Origin of the sequence: Duodenibacillus massiliensis (assembly GCF_928721995.1) — a bacterium.
GTDB classification, from domain to species: Bacteria; Pseudomonadota; Gammaproteobacteria; order Burkholderiales; family Burkholderiaceae_F; genus Duodenibacillus; species Duodenibacillus massiliensis.
Genome location: NZ_OV788642.1, coordinates 1,506,687 through 1,527,049, shown reverse-complemented (window position 1 = coordinate 1,527,049; position 20,363 = coordinate 1,506,687). Strand labels below are relative to the sequence as shown.

Here is a 20,363-nt window from a genome sequence, read left to right as displayed (position 1 = left end):
CTTTTTGCCTGAGCGACACTCACCATGACCGACGTTGCACACCTGCCCGGTTTCTCGCGCCGCAACGGCACGCTTTACTGCGAAGCGCTTGCCGTCAGAAATCTTGCCGAACGTTTCGGCACACCCCTGTACCTCTATTCCCGCCAGGGCTTAGAAACCGCCGCCGCTGACTGGCTTAACGGCATCAAAGGGACGCACCACCGCGTCTTTTTTGCCGTCAAGTCCTGCTCCACGCTCGCCGTTCTCCGTCTTTTTGACCGCCTGGGTCTCGGCTTTGACATTGTGAGTGGCGGAGAACTCGCCCGGTGTCTCGCTGCAGGCGTTGCTGCCGAAAAAATCGTTTATTCCGGTGTCGGCAAAACGCGGCAGGAAATCCGTGCGGCTCTGACCGCCGGCATCGGGTGCTTTAATCTCGAAAACCCGCAGGAACTCGACCGCGTGCAGCAGGAGGCCGAAGCGCTCGGGGTCACCGCCAATATCTCCTTCCGTGTCAATCCTGATGTGGACGCCAAAACCCACCCCTATATCTCGACCGGATTAAAGGACAACAAGTTCGGCGTGTCCTACAAGGAAGCGCTTGCTCTCTACCGCCGCGCCCAGAGCCTGCCCAATATCCGCATTTCCGGCATTGACTGCCATGTGGGCAGTCAGATCACGCAGATTGAGCCCTTTATTGAAGCCTGCCGCTGCATGCTCGACATTGTCGCAGCGCTTAAAAGTAACGGCATTACGCTGGACCATATTGATTTCGGCGGGGGCCTTGGTGTTCAGTACAACCAGGAGACGCCGCCCACAGCGTGCGGGGTGATCAGCCGCATGGCAGAGATCTGCCGGGAAAAGGCTTTCGGAGATCTGAGCCTTTGGTTTGAGCCCGGCCGCTCGCTTTCGGCACGCGCCGGGATGCTCGCCATGACCGTGGAGTACCTCAAACCCACCGAAGAAAAAAACTTCTGCATTGTCGACACCGGCATGAACGACATGCTGCGGCCCGCGCTCTACCAGGCCGATATGGCCGTGATTGCCGCAGAAGACCGAAGTGACACGAAAGCGGAGACCTACGATGTCGTGGGCCCCATCTGCGAATCCAGTGACTGGCTGAGCAAAAACAGACGTCTAGCCGTGAAAGAAGGCGACACGCTGGTCATGACCTGTGCCGGCGCCTACGGCATGACAATGGGCAGTAACTACAACACCCGCCCGAGAGCCGCCGAGGTGCTCGTTGACGGCGGCAAAGTCTCCCTTATCCGGGAACGGGAAACCGTCGGAGAGCTTTTTAAAGCCGAAACGATTCCTGCTTTCTGACGGGCACTCTGCTAAACTCAATCAACGCCGGAATGACGCTTTTTGCGCTTCCCGGCGTTTTTTGTGCGCACCTGCTGCGCGTGATACACCGGAGTCTGCCATGCATATCGACAATGAACCCAAACTCGACTTCAAGGATGTCCTGATCCGCCCGAAGCGCTCAACACTCACGAGCCGCAGCCAGGTCGACATCACGCGTGAAATCAAATTTCATCATACGAGGGAAGTTTTTCATGCCGTCCCGGTGATTGCCGCCAACATGGATACGACGGGCACCTTTGAAATGGCCCGGGTGCTTGGCTCACACGGCATGATGACGGCGCTACACAAGCACTATGCGCCCGAAGAGTACATTGAATTTTTCCGCAGCCTCAAAAACAAATCCGATGCTTTTTATTCGATGGGCATCGGAGACGCGGATTACCGGAAGTTTGAAACGGTCATGAAAGCTGTTCCCGGCGAAATCCGCTACGTCTGCATTGATGTTGCCAACGGCTACACCGAAGCGTTCGTGTCCTTCGTTAAAAAGGTCCGCGACACATATCCCGACCTTGTCATCATGGCCGGTAACGTCGTCACCGGGGACATGACTGAAGAACTGGTTCTCGCCGGTGCCGATATCGTCAAGGTCGGGATCGGCCCCGGGTCAGTGTGCACCACCCGAAAAATGACGGGGGTCGGTTACCCGCAGCTTTCCGCCGTGATTGAATGCGCCGACGCAGCGCACGGCCTCGGCGGCCGCATCTGCTCCGACGGCGGCTGCACGCAGCCCGGTGACGTCGCCAAAGCCTTCGGCGGCGGCGCTGACTTTGTGATGCTCGGCGGCATGTTTGCCGGTCACAATGAATCGGGCGGTGAGGTCCGTGAAATCAACGGCAAGCGCATGCGCGGCTTTTACGGCATGAGCTCCAAAACCGCCATGGACAAATATTCGGGCGGCGTAGCGAAGTACCGGGCGGCCGAAGGTAAGCTCGTCTGGATTGAAGACCGGGGCCCGGTGGAACAGACCTGCCAGGACATTCTCGGGGGAGTACGTTCAGCCTGCACCTACGTAGGGGCAAAGCGCCTGAAGGAACTCACGATGCGCACGACCTTTGTGCGTGTTTCCCAGCAGTTAAACGAGATCTTCGGCAAGTCCTGAGCCTCAGAGTTCGGTGAGTGACAGAAGCGCCTCTGCAAAGCTCCAGCCCTCCGTGGGGCGCTTCGTAAAGCCTGACTGCGAAAAACGCAGCCAGCGGCCCGTCACAAAACTCACGTACACCTCTGCACAGCGTGCGACATTGGTATCAGCTGCGATTTCCCGGTTGACCACCGCAAGCTTGAGCGTTTGACGGACCGACGTTTCCGCCTTGCTGATGACGTGTGTCATGTACTGCTGTACCCGGTCCTCCTCAAAGACCAAGGCCTCCCCAGTCATCAGGCGCGTGAGCCCCGGATTTTTCTCCGCAAACTCAAGCAGCGCCCTCACCTTGGCGGTTGCTCTTTGCGTATAGGTCAGCCCCTCAACGGCATCGAGTTCTGAAAACATCGTCATCACGGATGTTTCGCAAAACCCGATCAGACTCATCAAAACCTCCGCCTTGCTGCTGAAGTGCCGGTACAGGCACGCTTCCGATACCCCGCACAGAGCCGCTATTTCCTTCGTGGTGAAGCGTTCGGGCTTCGGATTACTCAGAAGCATCACCACCGCCGTCAGAATGTCCTGACGGCGTTCTTTGCCGCGTTTGTACTGACGCTTGCCAACCGGTGTGATTTCTTCTTTGTCTTCAGTCATCATCGATTTTTTGCGGGTAAAGAAAAACCCCCGAGACCGTTTTGATCCCGAGGGTTTTAAATGGTAAAGCCCGGCAGTGTCCTACTTTCACTGGAAATACAACCAACTATCATCGGCCCAGAAGCGTTTCACTGTCCTGTTCGGAATGGGAAGGAGTGGTACCGCCACGGTATGGCCGCCGGGCAAAGCCTGTTGTCTCAGAAGTTCATCAATTGAACTCCCGTGACGAAGTCTTTGCAAAAAGAAGTAAGCGTCGGAATGCGATTATTTGCATTCACTGCGCTTCAAAATCCATTGTCCGTTTCTCAACTGCCTTACATTAGGCTAGGCAGCACGGTTATAGGATCAAGCCTCACGAGCAATTAGTATCAGTCAGCTCAACGCCTCACAGCGCTTGCACTCCTGACCTATCAACGTCCTGGTCTCGAACGACTCTTCTGGGAGGTCTAGCCTCCGGGAAGACTTATCTTCAGGCAAGTTTCCCGCTTAGATGCTTTCAGCGGTTATCTCTTCCGCACATAGCTACCCGGCTGTGCCACTGGCGTGACAACCGGTACACCAGAGGTGCGTCCACTCCGGTCCTCTCGTACTAGGAGCAGCCCCCGTCAATCTTCCAGCGCCCGCGGCAGATAGGGACCAAACTGTCTCACGACGTTTTAAACCCAGCTCACGTACCTCTTTAAATGGCGAACAGCCATACCCTTGGGACCGGCTACAGCCCCAGGATGAGATGAGCCGACATCGAGGTGCCAAACACCGCCGTCGATATGAACTCTTGGGCGGTATCAGCCTGTTATCCCCAGAGTACCTTTTATCCGTTGAGCGATGGCCCTTCCATTCAGTGCCACCGGATCACTATGACCTGCTTTCGCATCTGCTCGACTTGTCGGTCTCGCAGTCAAGCACGCTTGCGCCATTGCACTATCAGCACGATTTCCGACCGTACCTAGCGTACCTTTGTACTCCTCCGTTACCCTTTAGGAGGAGACCGCCCCAGTCAAACTGCCTACCATGCACGGTCCCGGAACAGGTTTACTGTCCGCGGTTAGAACCTCAAACAAATCAGGGCGGTATTTCAACGTCGGCTCCCCAAAGACTGGCGTCCTCGGTTCTCTGCCTCCCGCCTATCCTACACAGATCGGTTCAAAGTCCAATGCAAAGCTGCAGTAAAGGTTCATGGGGTCTTTCCGTCTAGCCGCGGGGAGATTGCATCATCACAAACATTTCAACTTCACTGAGTCTCGGGAGGAGACAGTGTGGCCATCATTATGCCATTCGTGCAGGTCGGAACTTACCCGACAAGGAATTTCGCTACCTTAGGACCGTTATAGTTACGGCCGCCGTTTACCGGGACTTCGATCAGGAGCTCTCACCCCATCACTTAATCTTCCGGCACCGGGCAGGCATCACACCCTATACGTCGACTTTCGTCTTTGCAGAGTGCTGTGTTTTTAGTAAACAGTTGCAGCCACCTATTCTCTGTGACCTCTTCATGCTCGGAGTGTTTCACTCTTCACACTACAAAGGCACACCTTATCCCGAAGTTACGGTGTCAATTTGCCGAGTTCCTTCTCCCGAGTTCTCTCAAGCGCCTGAGTATATTCAACTCGCCCACCTGTGTCGGTTTACGGTACGGTCGACATTAAGCTATAGCTTAGAGGCTTTTCCTGGAAGTTCATCCCATCACTTCACTGCAAAATGCAGCTCGATGCTTTGTCTCGGAGATATGCCGGCGGATTTGCCTGCCGGCCTCCTACACGCACAAACCGGGACATCCAACACCCGGATGATGCTCAAAACTCCGTCCCCCCTTCGCACTTAACGTCGGTGCAGAAATCTTAATCTGCTTCCCATCAGCTACGCTTCTCAGCCTGGCCTTAGGGGCCGACTCACCCTGCTCCGATGAACGTAGAGCAGGAAACCTTGGGCTTACGGCGAGCGGGCTTTTCACCCGCTTTATCGTTACTCATGTCAGCATTCGCACTTCTGATACCTCCGGCATGCGTTACCACACACCTTCGCAGGCTTACAGAACGCTCCCCTACCACTTGCACTTGCGTGCAAATCCGCGCTTTCGGTTACAGACTTAGCCCCGTTACATCTTCCGCGCATGAGGACTCGATCAGTGAGCTATTACGCTTTCTTTGAAGGATGGCTGCTTCTAAGCCAACTTCCTGACTGTCTTAGCCTTCACACTTCGTTTTCCACTTAGCCTGTATTTGGGACCTTAAACGGCGGTCTGGGTTGTTTCCCTTTTGAGTCCGGACGTTAGCACCCGGTGCTCTGTCTCCCGTGATTCAACTTCCGGGTATTCGGAGTTTGCCATGGTTTGGTAAGACGCCATGTCCCCCTAGCCATAACAGTGCTCTACCCCCCGGAGTCAGTCACGAGGCACTACCTCAATAGTTTTCGGGGAGAACCAGCTATCTCCAGATTTGTTAAGCCTTTCACCCCTAACCACAGCTCATCCGCCGGTTTTGCAACACCGGTCGGTTCGGTCCTCCAGTGTGTGTTACCACACCTTCAACCTGGCCATGGTTAGCTCATCTGGTTTCGGGTCTACGCCTTACGACTCTATCGCTCTGTTCGAACTCGCTTTCGCTGCGCCTCCCCTACTCGGTTAAGCTTGCCGCAAAACGTAAGTCGCTGACCCATTATGCAAAAGGTACGCAGTCACCCCGTAGGGCTCCTACTGTTTGTATGTATGCGGTTTCAGGTTCTATTTCACTCCCCTCCCGGGGTTCTTTTCGCCTTTCCTTCACAGTACTGGTTCGCTATCGGTCGATCATGAGTATTTAGCCTTGGAGGATGGTCCCCCCATCTTCGGACAGGATGTCACGTGTCCCGCCCTACTTATCGTCTTTTTAGTACCATGCACCGGACTTCGCATACGGGGCTGTCACCCACTATGGCCGGCCTTTCCAGACCGTTCTGCTGTCACCATGCATTATCAAAGACTAGGCTGTTGCGGTTTCGCTCGCCGCTACTGCCGCAATCTCGGTTGATTTCTTTTCCTGCAGTTACTTAGATGTTTCAGTTCACTGCGTTCGCCTCACAAACCTATGTATTCAGTTTGTGATACCGGTTACCCGGTGAGTTTCCTCATTCGGACATCTGCGGATCAAAGTCTTTTTGCCGACTCCCCGCAGCTTTTCGCAGGCTTACACGTCCTTCATCGCCTATGATCGCCAAGGCATCCACCACATACACTTAGTCACTTGATCCTATAACCCTGCAGCCTTTTGCCCGCAGAGTATTCACGTGACTGATTTCGTAACGTGCTGTTCTCTTGGTTAATTCGTTGAGATTCTCGTTCAATGAAGATTTGAAACTCAGTTCAAATGCAATCACATCCCGTTTCAGCGTCTCATCAACGCTGAAATTGAACGCTTTACTTCTTTTTCCAAATTTTTAAAGAGCTCGGTGCATCTTCGTACTGAAGACACTCCGTTTAAAAACTCTCATACAAGAGCTTTTGAACTGAATGTCTGGTGGAGACAAACGGGATCGAACCGTTGACCCCCTGCTTGCAAAGCAGGTGCTCTCCCAGCTGAGCTATGCCCCCGCGTGTTTCATGCACTGCGTTTGGTGGGTCTTGATGGACTCGAACCATCGACCCCCGCCTTATCAAGACGATGCTCTAACCAGCTGAGCTAAAGACCCAACCGCATTACAACTTCAACAGACTCAACCGATAAGTGTGGGAACTTCCTTCTTTTACTGCAGTCCCTTTTCAGAAACTTTCTCTAGAAAGGAGGTGATCCAGTCGCACCTTCCGGTACGACTACCTTGTTACGACTTCACCCCAGTCATGAAACCCACCGTGGGCGCCGCCTTCCTTGCGGTTGGGCAAACGTCTTCTGGTGAACCCCACTCCCATGGTGTGACGGGCGGTGTGTACAAGACCCGGGAACGTATTCACCGCGGCATGCTGATCCGCGATTACTAGCGATTCCGACTTCATGCAGTCGAGTTGCAGACTGCAATCCGGACTACGATCGGTTTTCTGGGATTGGCTTCACCTCGCGGCTTCGCTGCCCTCTGTTCCGACCATTGTATGACGTGTGAGGCCCCAGCCATAAGGGCCATGAGGACTTGACGTCATCCCCACCTTCCTCCGGTTTGTCACCGGCAGTCTCATCAGAGTGCCCTTTCGTAGCAACTGATGACAAGGGTTGCGCTCGTTGCGGGACTTAACCCAACATCTCACGACACGAGCTGACGACAGCCATGCAGCACCTGTGCTCAGGTTCCCTTGCGGGCACTGCCTCATCTCCGAGGCATTCCTGACATGTCAAGGCTGGGTAAGGTTTTTCGCGTTGCATCGAATTAATCCACATCATCCACCGCTTGTGCGGGTCCCCGTCAATTCCTTTGAGTTTTAATCTTGCGACCGTACTCCCCAGGCGGTCTGCTTCACGCGTTGGCTTCGTTACTGAGAATTAAATTCCCAACAACCAGCAGACATCGTTTAGGGCGTGGACTACCAGGGTATCTAATCCTGTTTGCTCCCCACGCTTTCGTGCATGAGCGTCAGTTGCGTCCCAGGGGGCTGCCTTCGCCATCGGTGTTCTTCCACATATCTACGCATTTCACTGCTACACGTGGAATTCCACCCCCCTCTGACGTACTCCAGTCGGACAGTCACAAATGCAGTTCCCAGGTTAAGCCCGGGGATTTCACATCTGTCTTACCCAACCGCCTGCGCACGCTTTACGCCCAGTAATTCCGATTAACGCTTGCACCCTACGTATTACCGCGGCTGCTGGCACGTAGTTAGCCGGTGCTTATTCTTCAGGTACCGTCAGCACTCCGGCATATTACTCCGGAGCTTTTCGTCCCTGACAAAAGCGGTTTACAACCCGAAGGCCTTCTTCCCGCACGCGGCATGGCTGGATCAGGGTTGCCCCCATTGTCCAAAATTCCCCACTGCTGCCTCCCGTAGGAGTCTGGACCGTGTCTCAGTTCCAGTGTGGCTGGTCGTCCTCTCAGACCAGCTATTGATCGTCGCCTTGGTGAGCCTTTACCTCCCCAACTAGCTAATCAAGCATCGGCCGCTCCGTCTGCGCCGGGCCTTGCGGTCCCCGGCTTTCACCCTCAGGTCTTATGCGGTATTAGCCATCCTTTCGGACGGTTGTCCCCCACAAACGGACACGTTCCGATGTATTACTCACCCGTTCGCCACTCGCCATCAGAGAGCAAGCTCTCCATGCTGCCGTTCGACTTGCATGTGTAAGGCATGCCGCCAGCGTTCAATCTGAGCCAGGATCAAACTCTTCACTTGAATCCTGCTTTTTGGTCGTACTCAAATCACTCGCAGAAACTGACTGAGATAAATCTCAATCATTTCTTTGGCTTAAAGTCTGAGTACTTCCGATTTTTTTGCGTTTCCATGAAGAAACTGCATTTTTCAGAAGCACCCACACTTATCGGTTCGTCTGTTTCAGATTTTTAAAGAGCGTTTGTTGCCGTTTCGTCGGCGACAAGGTTGCGTATATTACACAACCGTTTTTCGTTTTGCAAGTCCGTCGGAAAATTTTTTGTTTTCTTTCGGCTTTGCGCCTTCGTCTTAACGGCGAAGGGTGCGCATTATGCAGACTCTTTTAGTCTCTGTCAACTCCCTGCGATAATTTCGCCTGTCAAATCTTTTCTCAGCCCGAAGGTGTTCACTCATGCTGCGCTACGACATCAGTCCTCTGGATCCTGAAGCTCATCTTTTCATTATCGGCATCACTGTCTCAGATCCCACGCCCAACGAACAGTTTCTGAGGCTTCCCGCCTGGATTTCCGGCTCTTACCTTGTGCGTGACTTTGCTGGAAACGTACAGAACGAGAGAGCCGACATTGCCGGGCGTCCCGTTCCGATGGACAAAGTCGACAAAAGCACGTGGCGCATTCCCACCAAGGGCATCAAGGATGGTGAGGTACTGCACGTTTTCTACGAAGTCTGGGCATTTGACAATTCCGTACGGACCGCCTACCTCGATGAATGCCGCGGATTTTTCAATCCCGGCTGCGTGTTTATGGAAGTGCTCGGCATCAAACCGGAAAAGAAAATTTCCGTCATGATCCGTCAGCCCGAGGATCAGACGCGTGCCGAACAATCTGACTGGAGTGTGGCCACCGCGTTAAAGCAGGCAAAAGGGACGGAGCGCTTCGGCTGGGGACTTTATGAAGCCAGCGACTACGATGAGCTCATTGACAGCCCCGTTGAACTCGGCACCTTTACCGCCGTCACCTTTAAGGCGCACGGCACAAGGCACGATGTTGTTTTTTCCGATACACCGGTCAACTTCGACATTGAAAAAACCATGGAAGACATGCGGGCCATCTGCGAGCATGAAATCGCCTTTTGGGACCCTGAGAGCAAAAAAGCGCCGATGCGCGAGTATGTCTTTTTAGTCAATGTCACCAGCGCCTCCTACGGCGGGCTGGAGCACCGTGCAAGTACGGCATTGCAGATTCCGGCGCGCTGTCTGCCGTCCGTACACGACAAGTCCCGCACCGAAGACTATGTACAGTTTCTCGGACTTGTGGCACACGAATACTTCCATACCTGGAACGTCAAACGCATCAAACCCGCCGAATTCACCGATATCGACTTCAGCACCGAAATACCGACAGAACTGCTCTGGTTCTTTGAAGGGTTCACAAGCTACTACGATGATCTCATCGTGCGGCGCTGCGGTCTCACGGATAACGACGGTTACGCCAAGCTTCTCACTTCAGTAGTCCGCTCCGTTCTTGAAACCAATGCGCAGACAGTGCAGACGCTCGCTCAGGCAAGTTTTGACACCTGGATCAAGTTCTACAAGCCTTCCGCCAATACCGCAAACGCCAATGTTTCCTACTACCGTCAGGGGGCATTGGCTGCCTGGGTCATTGATGCCGCAATCCGCGCAGAAAGTAAGGGAGCAGCCTCTCTTGACGATGTGATGCGGGCTCTCTGGCAGCAGTTCTGTGAAGCCGGCAAAGACTACGCAGGGCTTACGGAAGAAACATTTCTTGAGACAGTGGCTGAAACAACCGGATGTGACCTCACGGATCTCATCGGAAAGCTTATCCACACCACGGAGCGCCCCGACTATCAGAAGCTGCTGAAACCCCTCGGAGTTACCTTTGAAGAAACAAAAACCGATACGGTGAGAAGTCTGCTCGGTCTTTCAGGCATCGGTTCGGAAGCCGGTTTTACCGTGAAAAACGTCTACGACAAGGAAGCCGCTCAGTGGGCCGGCATTTCCGCCGGTGATGTCCTTATTGCCCTGGACGGCGTGAGGATCAAAAACAACAATCTCGAAAAGCTGCTTACACGCTACGGTGAAGGCGATGAGATGGTGGTGCACGCCTTCCGGGATGATGCGCTGATGGTCTGGGCACTGCTGCTCGGGCACTCTCAGCCGTGCCGCTCGACGGTGTCACTGAAAAAACCGACTGCCCTCGGTAAAAAGTGGCTTGAAGCCTGACGGAACGATCCGCATCTGAAGCGGGAAAAAATCTCCCGCTTCAGATGCGGTGACTGCGGTCAGATCAGGCTGCTTCCTGCTGAGGCTGAGAAAGATACCTGTCAACGGCGTCAGCACAGCGCAGACCTTCGCGCAGGGCTCTCACCACAAGCGACTGTCCGCTGCGGGTATCGCCGCAGGCAAAGACTCTCGCGTCCGACGTGACAAAGGGGTTCATCCCGTTTTCCGGCTGCGCCAAAGCGTTGCCGCGGGCGTCCTTTGCCAGAGCAAAGGCATCAAGCAGCCCCTGAGAGGGCTGCGTAAAGCCCATCGCCAGAAAGACACGCTGCGCGGGAATTTCAAAGGCACTGTCAGGAACCTCCTTCGGCGTAAAGCGCCCTGTGGCCGGATCCTTTGCCCATTCAATCTTCACGCAGCGCACTGCACGGACATTGCCTTTGTCATCAAGAAGGATTTCCTTGGTGGAGGTCTGCCACATCCGCTCACAGCCCTCTTCGTGCGAGGTAGAGGTTCTCAGAATGCGGGGCCACTCGGGCCAGGTCGCTTCCTTATCCTCTTTTTCGGGCGGCATCGGCATCAGGTCGAGCTGATAGATCTTGCCCGCCCCCTGGCGGCGCGCCGTTCCGACGCAGTCGCTGCCGGTATCACCGCCGCCGATCACAACAACGTCGCAGCCGGCACAGTCAACCGCCGTTTTCTTTACTTCACCGGCAACCTGACGGTTCTGTTCCTGCAGCAGATCCAGCGCAAAGTAAACACCCTTGCCGTCTCTGCCGGGAACATTAAGGTCACGCGGCGTTTCTGATCCGCAGGCAAGCACCACGGCATCAAACTGCGCAAGCATTGTTTTTGCCTGCACAAATTTGCGCGCCGCACTGTGAATCCCTTTTTCGAATTCGCGCACTCCGACGGCCGTATTCATCTCAAAGCGCACCCCCTCTTCCTGCATCTGAGAAAGGCGCTTATCGATGAGATCCTTCGTGAGCTTAAAGTCGGGAATACCGTAACGCAGCAGACCGCCCGCCTTGGGTGCCTTATCAAAGAGCACGACATCGTGTCCGGCACGGACCAGGCGCTGGGCGCAGGCCATGCCGGCGGGGCCGCTGCCCACCACCGCAACCGATTTTCCGGTCTTTGCCAGCGGCGGCAGAGGCTTCACCCAGCCCGCTTTCCATGCTCTGTCGATAATTGCGCGTTCAATCGTCTTGATGCCGACAGCAGCATCCTCCATCAGATACTGCGTGCAGCCGGGCTCACAAAGGGCCGGACACACGCGGCTGGTGAATTCCGGAAAGGGATTCGTGGTCGTCAGGCACTCCCAGGCGGAGTGCCACTTACCCTCACGGACGAGGAGATTGAAATCAACTGGACGGTTGTGCAGCGGACACATCGCCGAACAATAAGGCGTACCGCAGTGCAGGCAGCGCCGGCTCTGCTGATTCACGCTTTTTTCATCAAGCGCAATCGTGAAATCACGGAAATGCTGAATGCGCTTTTCAACGGGCTCATGTCCGAACTCAATACGCACGAGCTTATTCTGTTTTGTTTCTTTAACCGGGATCATCCGTTTGTCTCCTTATTTGGCACGTGCCTGCAGAACTTCGCGATACTGCAGCGGAATCACTTTCACAAAGCGGGCTCTGGAACTGGCCCAGTTTCTGAGCAGCTCTTCAGCCAGAGCCGATCCCGTGTATTTGAGGTGATTGCCGATAAGGCGGCGCAGAATTTCTTCGTCGCTTTGTCCCATATGCCAGGTTTCGGACGAACTCATGCGTGCCTGCTCCTCAGAGCTCACAACACGTTCAAGCGCAACCATGGACGTGTTGCAGTGCGCTTCAAAGTCCCCGTTTTCATCGAACACGTAGGCGACGCCGCCCGACATACCGGAAGCAAAATTGCGGCCGGTTTTACCGAGCACGACAACAGTGCCACCTGTCATGTATTCGCAGCCGTGGTCGCCGGTCCCTTCGACGACGGCTTCCGCGCCCGAAAGGCGCACGGCAAAGCGTTCACCGGCAACGCCGTTAAAGTAGGCCTCGCCGGAAGTCGCGCCGTAAAGCGTCGTATTGCCTGCAATCATGTTCTGACGACGGTCGCCGTGGAAGTCCGCCGGCGCACGCACGATGATGCAGGCGCCGGAAAGGCCCTTACCGACATAGTCATTGGCTTCACCCACGAGGTCAAGCGTCATACCGCGGCAGGCAAAGGCTCCGAAAGACTGGCCGGCCGTGCCGTGAAATTCCAGATGCACCGTATCGTCAGGCAGTCCCTCGGCGCCGTAACGGCGCACGATCTCGGCTGAAATCTGCGTGCCTGCCGTACGGTTGACGTTGCAGATATCCGTGGTGAGCGTCACGGCTTCACCTGCCTCAATGGACTTCAGAAGCTTCGGCAAAAGCCGTGCGTCAAGCGAAATCTCCAGCTTGTGATCCTGGCCGCTTGTATGACGGATATGCTCCGCAACCGTATCCGGACGGTAAAGCAGACGGTTGAGGTCAATGCCTTCAAGTTTGGGATTGCCTTCGGGCAGCGCCTGCTCCAGCAGATCACTGCGGCCGATCAGATCCTCGAACCGGGCAATGCCGAGGCTTGCCATGATCTCGCGGACTTCTTCAGCAACAAAGAAGAAATAATTCACAACGCTCGAGGGCTTACCCTTAAAGCGCTTTCTGAGTTCAGGATCCTGTGTAGCGATACCGACCGGGCAGGTGTTGAGATGGCACTGACGCATCATCAGACAGCCCTCCACCACCAGCGGTGCCGTTGCAAAGCCGAATTCATCGGCCCCGAGAAGCGCTCCGATCACCACGTCGCGCCCGGTCTTTATCTGACCGTCGACCTGCACCACCACGCGGTCGCGCAGATGATTGAGCACGAGCGTCTGCTGCGTCTCAGACAGACCGAGTTCCCAGGGGCTGCCCGCGTGCTTAACAGAAGAAATGGGGCTTGCCCCCGTGCCGCCGTCGTGGCCGGCGATCACGATGTGATCGGCCTTGGCTTTGGCCACACCCGCAGCCACCGTACCCACGCCGTTTTCGCTTACGAGCTTGACGGAAATATCTGCCCGGCTGTTGGCGTTTTTCAGATCGTGGATAAGCTGCGCTAGATCTTCGATCGAGTAAATATCATGATGCGGAGGGGGCGAAATCAGTCCCACGCCGGGAACGGAGTAACGCATCTCGGCGATGTACTCCGTCACCTTGTGCCCGGGCAGCTGACCGCCTTCACCGGGCTTAGCCCCCTGCGCCATCTTGATCTGAATCTGGTCGGCACTGATCAGGTACTGCTCCGTCACGCCGAAACGGCCGGAGGCGACCTGCTTGATGCGGCTTCTGAGACTGTCGCCCTTTTCAAGCGGCACCTCCGCCACAATGCGGTCCTTACCGAGAATATCCGCAAGCGTCTGGCCTGCCTTTACCGGGCTCTTGCCGAGACGCAGTTCCTCGGTGTAACGGCGCGGATCTTCACCGCCTTCGCCGGTATTGGACTTACCGCCAATGCGGTTCATTGCCACAGCCAGTGTTGCGTGAGCTTCCGCGGAAATCGACCCAAGCGACATGGCGCCCGTGGCAAAGCGGCGGACAATGTCCTTTGCCGGTTCCACCGACTCGAGCGGAATCGGCGTACGGCCTTCGGTCTTAAAGCGCAGCAGGCCGCGCAGCGTCATCTGACGGCGGCTCTGGTCGTTGATGATGCGGGCGTATTCCTGATAGGTCTTGTAATTCTTTTCACGCGACGCTTTCTGCAGTTTGACGATCGCCTGAGGCGTCCACATGTGCTCTTCGCCTTCAGCGCGCCACGCGTACTGTCCGCCCACGTCAAGTTCACCCTTGGCGTCCGGATTAATGCCGTAAGCGGCGGCGTGCTTGTCAACGGCTTCCTGCATGACGTCAAAAAGCCCGAGACCCTCAATACGCGAGGGAGTTCCGCGGAAATACCGTTCCACGAAACTGCTCTTTAAGCCGACGGCTTCAAAAATACGGGCACCGCGGTAGCTCATCAGGGTGGAAATACCCATCTTTGCCATGACTTTGGTGAGACCCTTGCCGACCGCCTTAATGTAGTGCGCAACGGCTTCATCGGCTGACGTGCCGCGAAGCGCCGCACCGGCTCTGAGCGTTGCCAGCGCCAGAAACGGATGAACGGCTTCCGCTCCGTACCCCATCAGCAGCGCCACGTCATGCGTTTCCATTACGGCGCCCGAATCAACCACAAGACCCACGTCAGTGCGCATGCCTTCACTGATCAGGTGCTGATGCAGCGCGCTCACCGCAAGCAGCACCGGAATTGCCACACGGTCGCGGCTTACGGCACGGTCAGAGACGATGAGGATGTTAAAGCCCATCTTGACGGCGTCGACAGCCTGCGCGCAGATGCCGGCAAGGCTTGCCTCAACACCGGCCTTACCCCAGGAAGCCGGATAAGTGATGTCAAGCGTCTTGCTGCGGAACTTACCGTCGGTGTAGTCGGCGATATCGTGGAGCTTGGCCATATCGCGTTCCGTGAGAATGGGCTGCGGAACCTCGATACGGCGCGGCGGATTGACGTTGTTGACGTCAAGCAGATTGGGCTTGGGTCCGATAAAGCTGATGAGACTCGTGACAAGCTCCTCCCGGATCGGGTCAATCGGAGGATTGGTGACCTGAGCAAAAAGCTGCTTGAAGTAGTCAAAAAAGGACTCGCTCTTTTTGGAAAGAACAGGAAGCGCCGCATCGTTACCCATACTGCCGATCGGTTCCTGCCCCTTTTCAGCCATGGGCATCAGGATGAGATCGATGTCTTCCTGCGTGACGGCAAAAGCCTTCTGCAACTCAAAAAGCCGTTCAGCCGGCAACACTGCTTCTTCAGGCGTGCCCGCCTTGTTTTCCAGATCCCCGAGGCGCAGATTAAGGCGCTCAACCCATTCGCGGTAGGGCTTGGCAAGCACTGACTGATTTTTGATTTCAGCGTCTTCAATGATGCGCCCCTGCACCGTATCGATCAAAAGCATCTTGCCGGGCTCAAGACGCCACTTACGGCGGATCCGGCTCTCGGGGACCTTCACGGTCCCGGCTTCACTTGCCAGAATCAGCGTATCTTCATCCGTGAGCATATAGCGCGCCGGACGCAACCCGTTTCGGTCAAGCGCCGCACCGATCTGCACACCGTCGGTAAAGACAATCGCCGCAGGTCCGTCCCAGGCTTCCATCATCGGCGCGTAGTAGGCATAAAACGCCTGGCGGTCCGGATCCATCGTGCTTGCTTTTTCCCAGGGCTCAGGCACAAGCATCATCATGGCCTGCGATAGCGAATAGCCCGACATCACGAGAAGTTCCAGGGCGTTATCAAGACAGGCCGTGTCAGACTGCCCCTCGTAGATAAGCGGCGTGAGCTTTCGGACGTCCTTGCCGAGAACCGGCGACTCCCACGTGTTTTCGCGGGCCCGAATCCAGTTGTAGTTGCCCTTGACGGTATTGATTTCGCCGTTATGGGCGATGTAGCGGTACGGATGAGCAAGTTCCCAGGAGGGGAAGGTATTGGTTGAGAAGCGCTGGTGCACGACGGCAATTGCGGACTTCACCTTGGGGTTTTGCAAATCCGTGTAGTACTGCCCCACCTGATCGGCAAGCAGCAACCCCTTGTAAACCACGGTGCGGGTGCTCATCGAGGGCACGAAATATTCCCGCCCGTGAGTGAGGTTGAGTGCCTTGATGCGGTGAGAAGCCGCCTTACGGATCACGTAGAGCTTTCGTTCAAGAGCATCCTGCACCATAACGTCCGGTCCGCGCCCGATAAAGATCTGACGGATGACGGGCGCGCTTTTGCGGACGGTCTCGCTCATGCGCATCGTGTCATCGACAGGCACATCGCGCCAGCCGAGAACAACCTGCCCCTCGCTGCGCACTGTTCTTTCAAGCTCCTGCTCGCAGGCAGCTCTTGAAGCCCTCTCGCGCGGCAGAAAAATCATGCCGACGCCGTAATCCCCGGGCGCAGGCAGCTCCACCGACTGCCTGGCCATTTCCTCACGGTAAAAGGCATCCGGAATCTGAATCAGAATACCGGCGCCGTCACCGCACAGGGGATCGGCACCCACGGCGCCGCGGTGATCAAGATTGCGCAAAATCCCCAGAGCCTGCTCAATGACGTCGTGTGACACGCGTCCCTTGATGTTGGCCACAAATCCGACACCGCACGCATCATGCTCCTCACTGCGGCGGTACAACCCCTTTTCCTCAGCAATCCTGACGGCCTGCTGCTGCGTCGCTGACATTTGACTGTGCCCCCTGTCTTGTTTGAATTGTCTGTCCGTGAGCCGCCGCAAAACGGGCCGGGCTCCGTCCTTTTTGAATAACCATATTGCAACAGGTGATGCTGCGATAAATGCCGGGCAGCAGTATTTCGACACACAATCCCCTATATACGGGATGGCAATCTGCCTAATTTTTTCCTTTTTTCTTAAGGTATTGAAATTAGAAAGCGTTGTTTTTTGACAAAACAGCGACAAAAAAACCTTCTCCGGCCGCGACCTCAAAGGTTCTCCGGAGAAGGTTTTTCGGCGGCTTCCGCAAGCCCGGGCAACTAAACCCAGCCGCAGCGCTTCATCGTCTTAAAAACAAGTTCAGGCTGCACTGTCTGGATCTGCGTGTCCCCGATGCGGTTCATCACAACAAAACGGATCACGCCGGCAAGCGACTTCTTGTCCCCCTGCATGGCCTTATAAGCCGCCTCCTGACTGATTCCGGGAATTTCAACGGGCAAACCGCTTGTGGCAACAAGCTTTCTCACCCGCTCTACGTCAGCCGGGCCGATGTTGCCGAGTTCCTCGCTCAGAACAGCCGCCATGACGATACCGGTTCCGACAGCCTCACCGTGCAGCCAATGGCCGTAACCGGAGAGCTTTTCAACGGCGTGACCGAACGTGTGTCCGAGATTAAGTTTGGCTCTCACGCCGGATTCCCGCTCATCTTCATGTACGATCTCCGCCTTCATGCGGCAGCAGCGCGCGACCACCTCCGAAACAACATCCGTGTCAAGCGCCCTGAGCGCCGGCATCACTTTTTCCAGTGTTTCGACAAACGTCTCGTCTCCCAGAAAACCGTACTTGATGATTTCGGCAATGCCGGCACTGATCTGCCGCTCGGGTAGTGTTTTCAAAACATCCGTATCAATCAGCACGGATCCCGGCTGATGAAATGCACCGATCAGATTTTTCCCCGCAGGAACGTTGACTCCGGTCTTGCCGCCCACACTGCTGTCAACCTGTGCCAAAAGTGTTGTCGGGACCTGAATAAAACGGATACCGCGCATCCAGATTGCCGCGGCAAACCCGGCCATATCCCCCACAACACCGCCGCCCAAAGCCACGATGACGCTGTGACGGTCAAGTCCGGCCTCTGCCGCCGCCGTCAGAATCTGATTCAGGTGCCCGAGATCCTTAAATTCCTCACCGTCGGGAAGCTCACAAACTGAAAACGGAATTTCTGTCTGAGCAACCGATGCTGCCGCCTTTTGCGCGTAAAGAGGCCCGACGGTTGTGTTCGTGACGATCAGAGCCCTGGTTGCTTTGAGGCGCTGCAGTTCTGCTCCGAGCATCGATAAGGTGCCCGAACCGATATGAATCGGATAGGAGCGCTCAGCCAAATCCACAACATAAGTAATCACGATTGTTTCTCCCGTTTGTCTTTGCCGAGTCTTTTCTCAGCCTCCCGGACAACGTCCTGCACTTCCTTCATTGCGAGAATTCTGTCAGCCACAACCTCAGGATGCGTGCGTGTGGTGCTCACCTCAACGTCGCTTACCTCAGCGTAGACCGGTTCTCTTGCCAGCATCAGCTCCCGGATTTTTGCCACCGGATCCTCGGACCTCAAAAGCGGTCGTGTCGTGTCAAAGCGTGTTCTTTCCAAAACGTCAGAGACCGTTGAGAGAAGCCTCACCACCAGGCCGCGCTTTAAAAGTTTTCTGTTGACTTCAAAAAGCGGGGCACCTCCGCCCATGGCGACAATGCAGCCGGGGCGGATCGTGAGTTCCGCCATCATTTCCGTTTCACGGCGGCGGAAACCCGCTTCCCCTTCCTTCTCAAAGATTTCAGCCACCGTCACGCCGGTACGCCGTTCGACTTCCCTGTCCACGTCAAAAAAGTCCCAGCCGAGCCTGGCGGCAAGCGCCTTACCGACCGTGCTTTTTCCGCTGGCCATCATGCCGATCAGAAACAGTGCTGACGGTTTATGTGTGTTTTCCTGCATCTTCAGACAGTTTTTTCTTTGTTGTCCGGACGAAAGATTATATGGACGGGCCGCCGCCCGCACCCGAATCCTCCGGATAGCCTCGCCTTATAATGCCGCATCCCGCGGGTACGCAGTTGATACGGCGCGTTTTTTAAGTTGCCGGCGCCCCCGGTTCCGACGGACTTCAACCTCACTTAATTTTTCGCCATGAATGCTTATCCTAAGTATGTCGTTGCCGACATGAACCTGGCCGACTGGGGCCGCAAGGAAATCGCCATTGCCGAGACTGAAATGCCCGGCCTGATGGCAATCCGCAAGGAGTATGCCGGTCAAAAACCGCTGGCCGGCGCCCGTATTTCCGGTTCTCTTCACATGACCATTCAGACGGCGGTACTCATTGAAACACTCACGGCTTTGGGTGCTGAGGTCCGCTGGGCTTCCTGCAACATCTTCTCCACGCAGGACCATGCAGCGGCCGCGATCGCCGCTGACGGCGTGTCGGTGTTTGCCGTCAAGGGTGAGTCGCTCAACGACTACTGGGAATACACCCACCGCATCTTTGAGTGGGATGACGAAGGCTTTTCCAACATGATCCTCGACGACGGCGGTGACGCGACGCTTCTGCTGCACTTGGGTGTTAAGGCTGAAAAGGATCCTTCCGTTGTGGCGCAGCCCGCAAGCGAAGAGGAAACCGCGCTTTTTGCGGCCGTCAAACGCCACCTGGCCGCAGATCCCCACTGGTACTCCAAGCGCATGGCGCACATCAAGGGCGTGAGCGAGGAAACAACCACGGGCGTGCACCGTCTCTATCAGATGGCTGCCCGCGGCGAACTGAAGTTTCCCGCCATCAACGTCAACGACTCCGTCACCAAGTCCAAGTTTGACAACCTCTACGGCTGCCGTGAATCGCTCGTTGACGGCATCAAGCGCGCCACGGACGTCATGGTCGCAGGCAAAGTGGCCGTTGTTGTCGGTTACGGTGACGTGGGTAAGGGCTGTGCGCAGGCACTGCGCGCGCTTTCAGCTCAGGTCTGGGTGGTTGAAATCGACCCGATCTGCGCACTTCAGGCCGCCATGGAAGGCTACCGTGTGGTGACAATGGACTGGGCCTGTGACAAGGCCGACATCTTCGTTACCGCCACCGGCAACTACCACGTCATCACCCATGACCATATGATCAGGATGAAGGATCAGGCCATTGTCTGCAATATCGGTCACTTTGACAGTGAAATTGATGTTGCCTCGATGCGTGCCTACCCCTGGGAAAACATCAAACCTCAGGTCGACCACATCCGTCTGCCTTCCGGCAACTCCATCATTCTTCTGGCCGAAGGCCGTCTTGTGAATCTGGGCTGCGCCACGGGGCATCCCTCTTATGTGATGTCAAGCTCCTTTGCCAACCAGGTGCTCGCTCAGATTGAGCTCTTCGAACACACCGACAAGTATCCGGTCGGCGTGTACGTGCTGCCCAAGATTCTTGATGAAAAAGTGGCGCGTCTGCAGCTCACCAAACTCAACGCGGAACTTTCTGTTCTCACGCAGAAGCAGGCTGACTACATCGGTGTGAAGGTCGAAGGTCCTTATAAGAGCGAAAACTACCGCTACTGATGCTGCGTTCGG

9 protein-coding genes, 2 tRNA genes and 3 rRNA genes are annotated in these 20,363 nt (G+C 55.7%); 4 read left to right on the top strand and 10 right to left on the bottom strand.

What is annotated here, in order from left to right:
• The first annotated feature begins 24 nt into the window (after positions 1-24).
• Both lysA and NXF97_RS06970 read left to right on the top strand, forming a co-directional pair.
• Positions 25-1,302 (top strand): diaminopimelate decarboxylase, encoded by a 1,278-nt coding sequence (gene lysA, locus NXF97_RS06975; protein ID WP_274955541.1) that lies wholly within the window; start codon positions 25-27, stop codon positions 1,300-1,302.
• Positions 1,303-1,402: 100 nt separating this feature from the next.
• The gene (locus NXF97_RS06970; protein WP_022372286.1) at positions 1,403-2,443 is read left to right on the top strand and encodes a GMP reductase; all 1,041 of its coding nucleotides are present in this window, start codon (positions 1,403-1,405) and stop codon (positions 2,441-2,443) included.
• 3 nt (positions 2,444-2,446) lie between these two features.
• Here NXF97_RS06970 and slmA read toward each other — a convergent pair whose 3' ends face one another.
• From slmA to NXF97_RS06940, 6 genes are all read right to left on the bottom strand, one after another.
• Positions 2,447-3,076, bottom strand: coding sequence for a nucleoid occlusion factor SlmA (gene slmA, locus NXF97_RS06965; RefSeq protein ID WP_274955540.1), 630 nt, complete (start codon positions 3,074-3,076; stop codon positions 2,447-2,449).
• 68 nt (positions 3,077-3,144) lie between these two features.
• A 5S ribosomal RNA gene (gene rrf / locus NXF97_RS06960) occupies positions 3,145-3,259 on the bottom strand.
• A 158-nt stretch (positions 3,260-3,417) separates the two neighbouring features.
• Positions 3,418-6,300, bottom strand: a 23S ribosomal RNA gene (locus NXF97_RS06955).
• 265 nt (positions 6,301-6,565) lie between these two features.
• Positions 6,566-6,641, bottom strand: a tRNA-Ala gene (locus NXF97_RS06950).
• Positions 6,642-6,662: 21 nt separating this feature from the next.
• A tRNA-Ile gene (locus NXF97_RS06945) sits at positions 6,663-6,739 on the bottom strand.
• Positions 6,740-6,826: 87 nt separating this feature from the next.
• Positions 6,827-8,360 (bottom strand): 16S ribosomal RNA (locus tag NXF97_RS06940).
• The 16S, 23S and 5S rRNA genes sit together here with 2 tRNA genes alongside, the layout of an rRNA operon.
• A gap of 388 nt (positions 8,361-8,748) precedes the next feature.
• Between NXF97_RS06940 and NXF97_RS06935 the strand changes: the two genes are divergently transcribed.
• Positions 8,749-10,539, top strand: a complete 1,791-nt coding sequence (locus tag NXF97_RS06935; protein ID WP_274955539.1) for a M61 family metallopeptidase — start codon at positions 8,749-8,751, stop codon at positions 10,537-10,539.
• Positions 10,540-10,603: 64 nt separating this feature from the next.
• On the opposite strand, the gene NXF97_RS06930 is transcribed toward NXF97_RS06935, so the two are convergent.
• The 4 genes from NXF97_RS06930 to NXF97_RS06915 all read right to left on the bottom strand — a co-directional run bounded on the left by NXF97_RS06930 (position 10,604) and on the right by NXF97_RS06915 (position 18,761).
• Positions 10,604-12,103, bottom strand: coding sequence for a glutamate synthase subunit beta (locus NXF97_RS06930; RefSeq protein WP_274955538.1), 1,500 nt, complete (start codon positions 12,101-12,103; stop codon positions 10,604-10,606).
• A gap of 12 nt (positions 12,104-12,115) precedes the next feature.
• Entirely contained in the window at positions 12,116-16,789 is a 4,674-nt protein-coding gene (locus tag NXF97_RS06925) for a glutamate synthase-related protein (protein WP_274955537.1), read from the bottom strand.
• Positions 16,790-17,097: 308 nt separating this feature from the next.
• Positions 17,098-18,180, bottom strand: coding sequence for a 3-dehydroquinate synthase (gene aroB, locus NXF97_RS06920; protein WP_074008551.1), 1,083 nt, complete (start codon positions 18,178-18,180; stop codon positions 17,098-17,100).
• Positions 18,177-18,761: a shikimate kinase gene (locus tag NXF97_RS06915; RefSeq protein ID WP_022372393.1), complete on the bottom strand. Its 585-nt coding sequence runs from the start codon at positions 18,759-18,761 to the stop codon at positions 18,177-18,179. The genes aroB and NXF97_RS06915 overlap by 4 nt, the downstream gene beginning before the upstream one ends.
• 189 nt (positions 18,762-18,950) lie before the next feature.
• On the opposite strand from NXF97_RS06915, the gene ahcY reads away from it, so the two are divergent.
• The gene (gene ahcY / locus NXF97_RS06910; RefSeq protein ID WP_022372394.1) at positions 18,951-20,351 is read left to right on the top strand and encodes an adenosylhomocysteinase; all 1,401 of its coding nucleotides are present in this window, start codon (positions 18,951-18,953) and stop codon (positions 20,349-20,351) included.
• Positions 20,352-20,363: the final 12 nt, after the last annotated feature.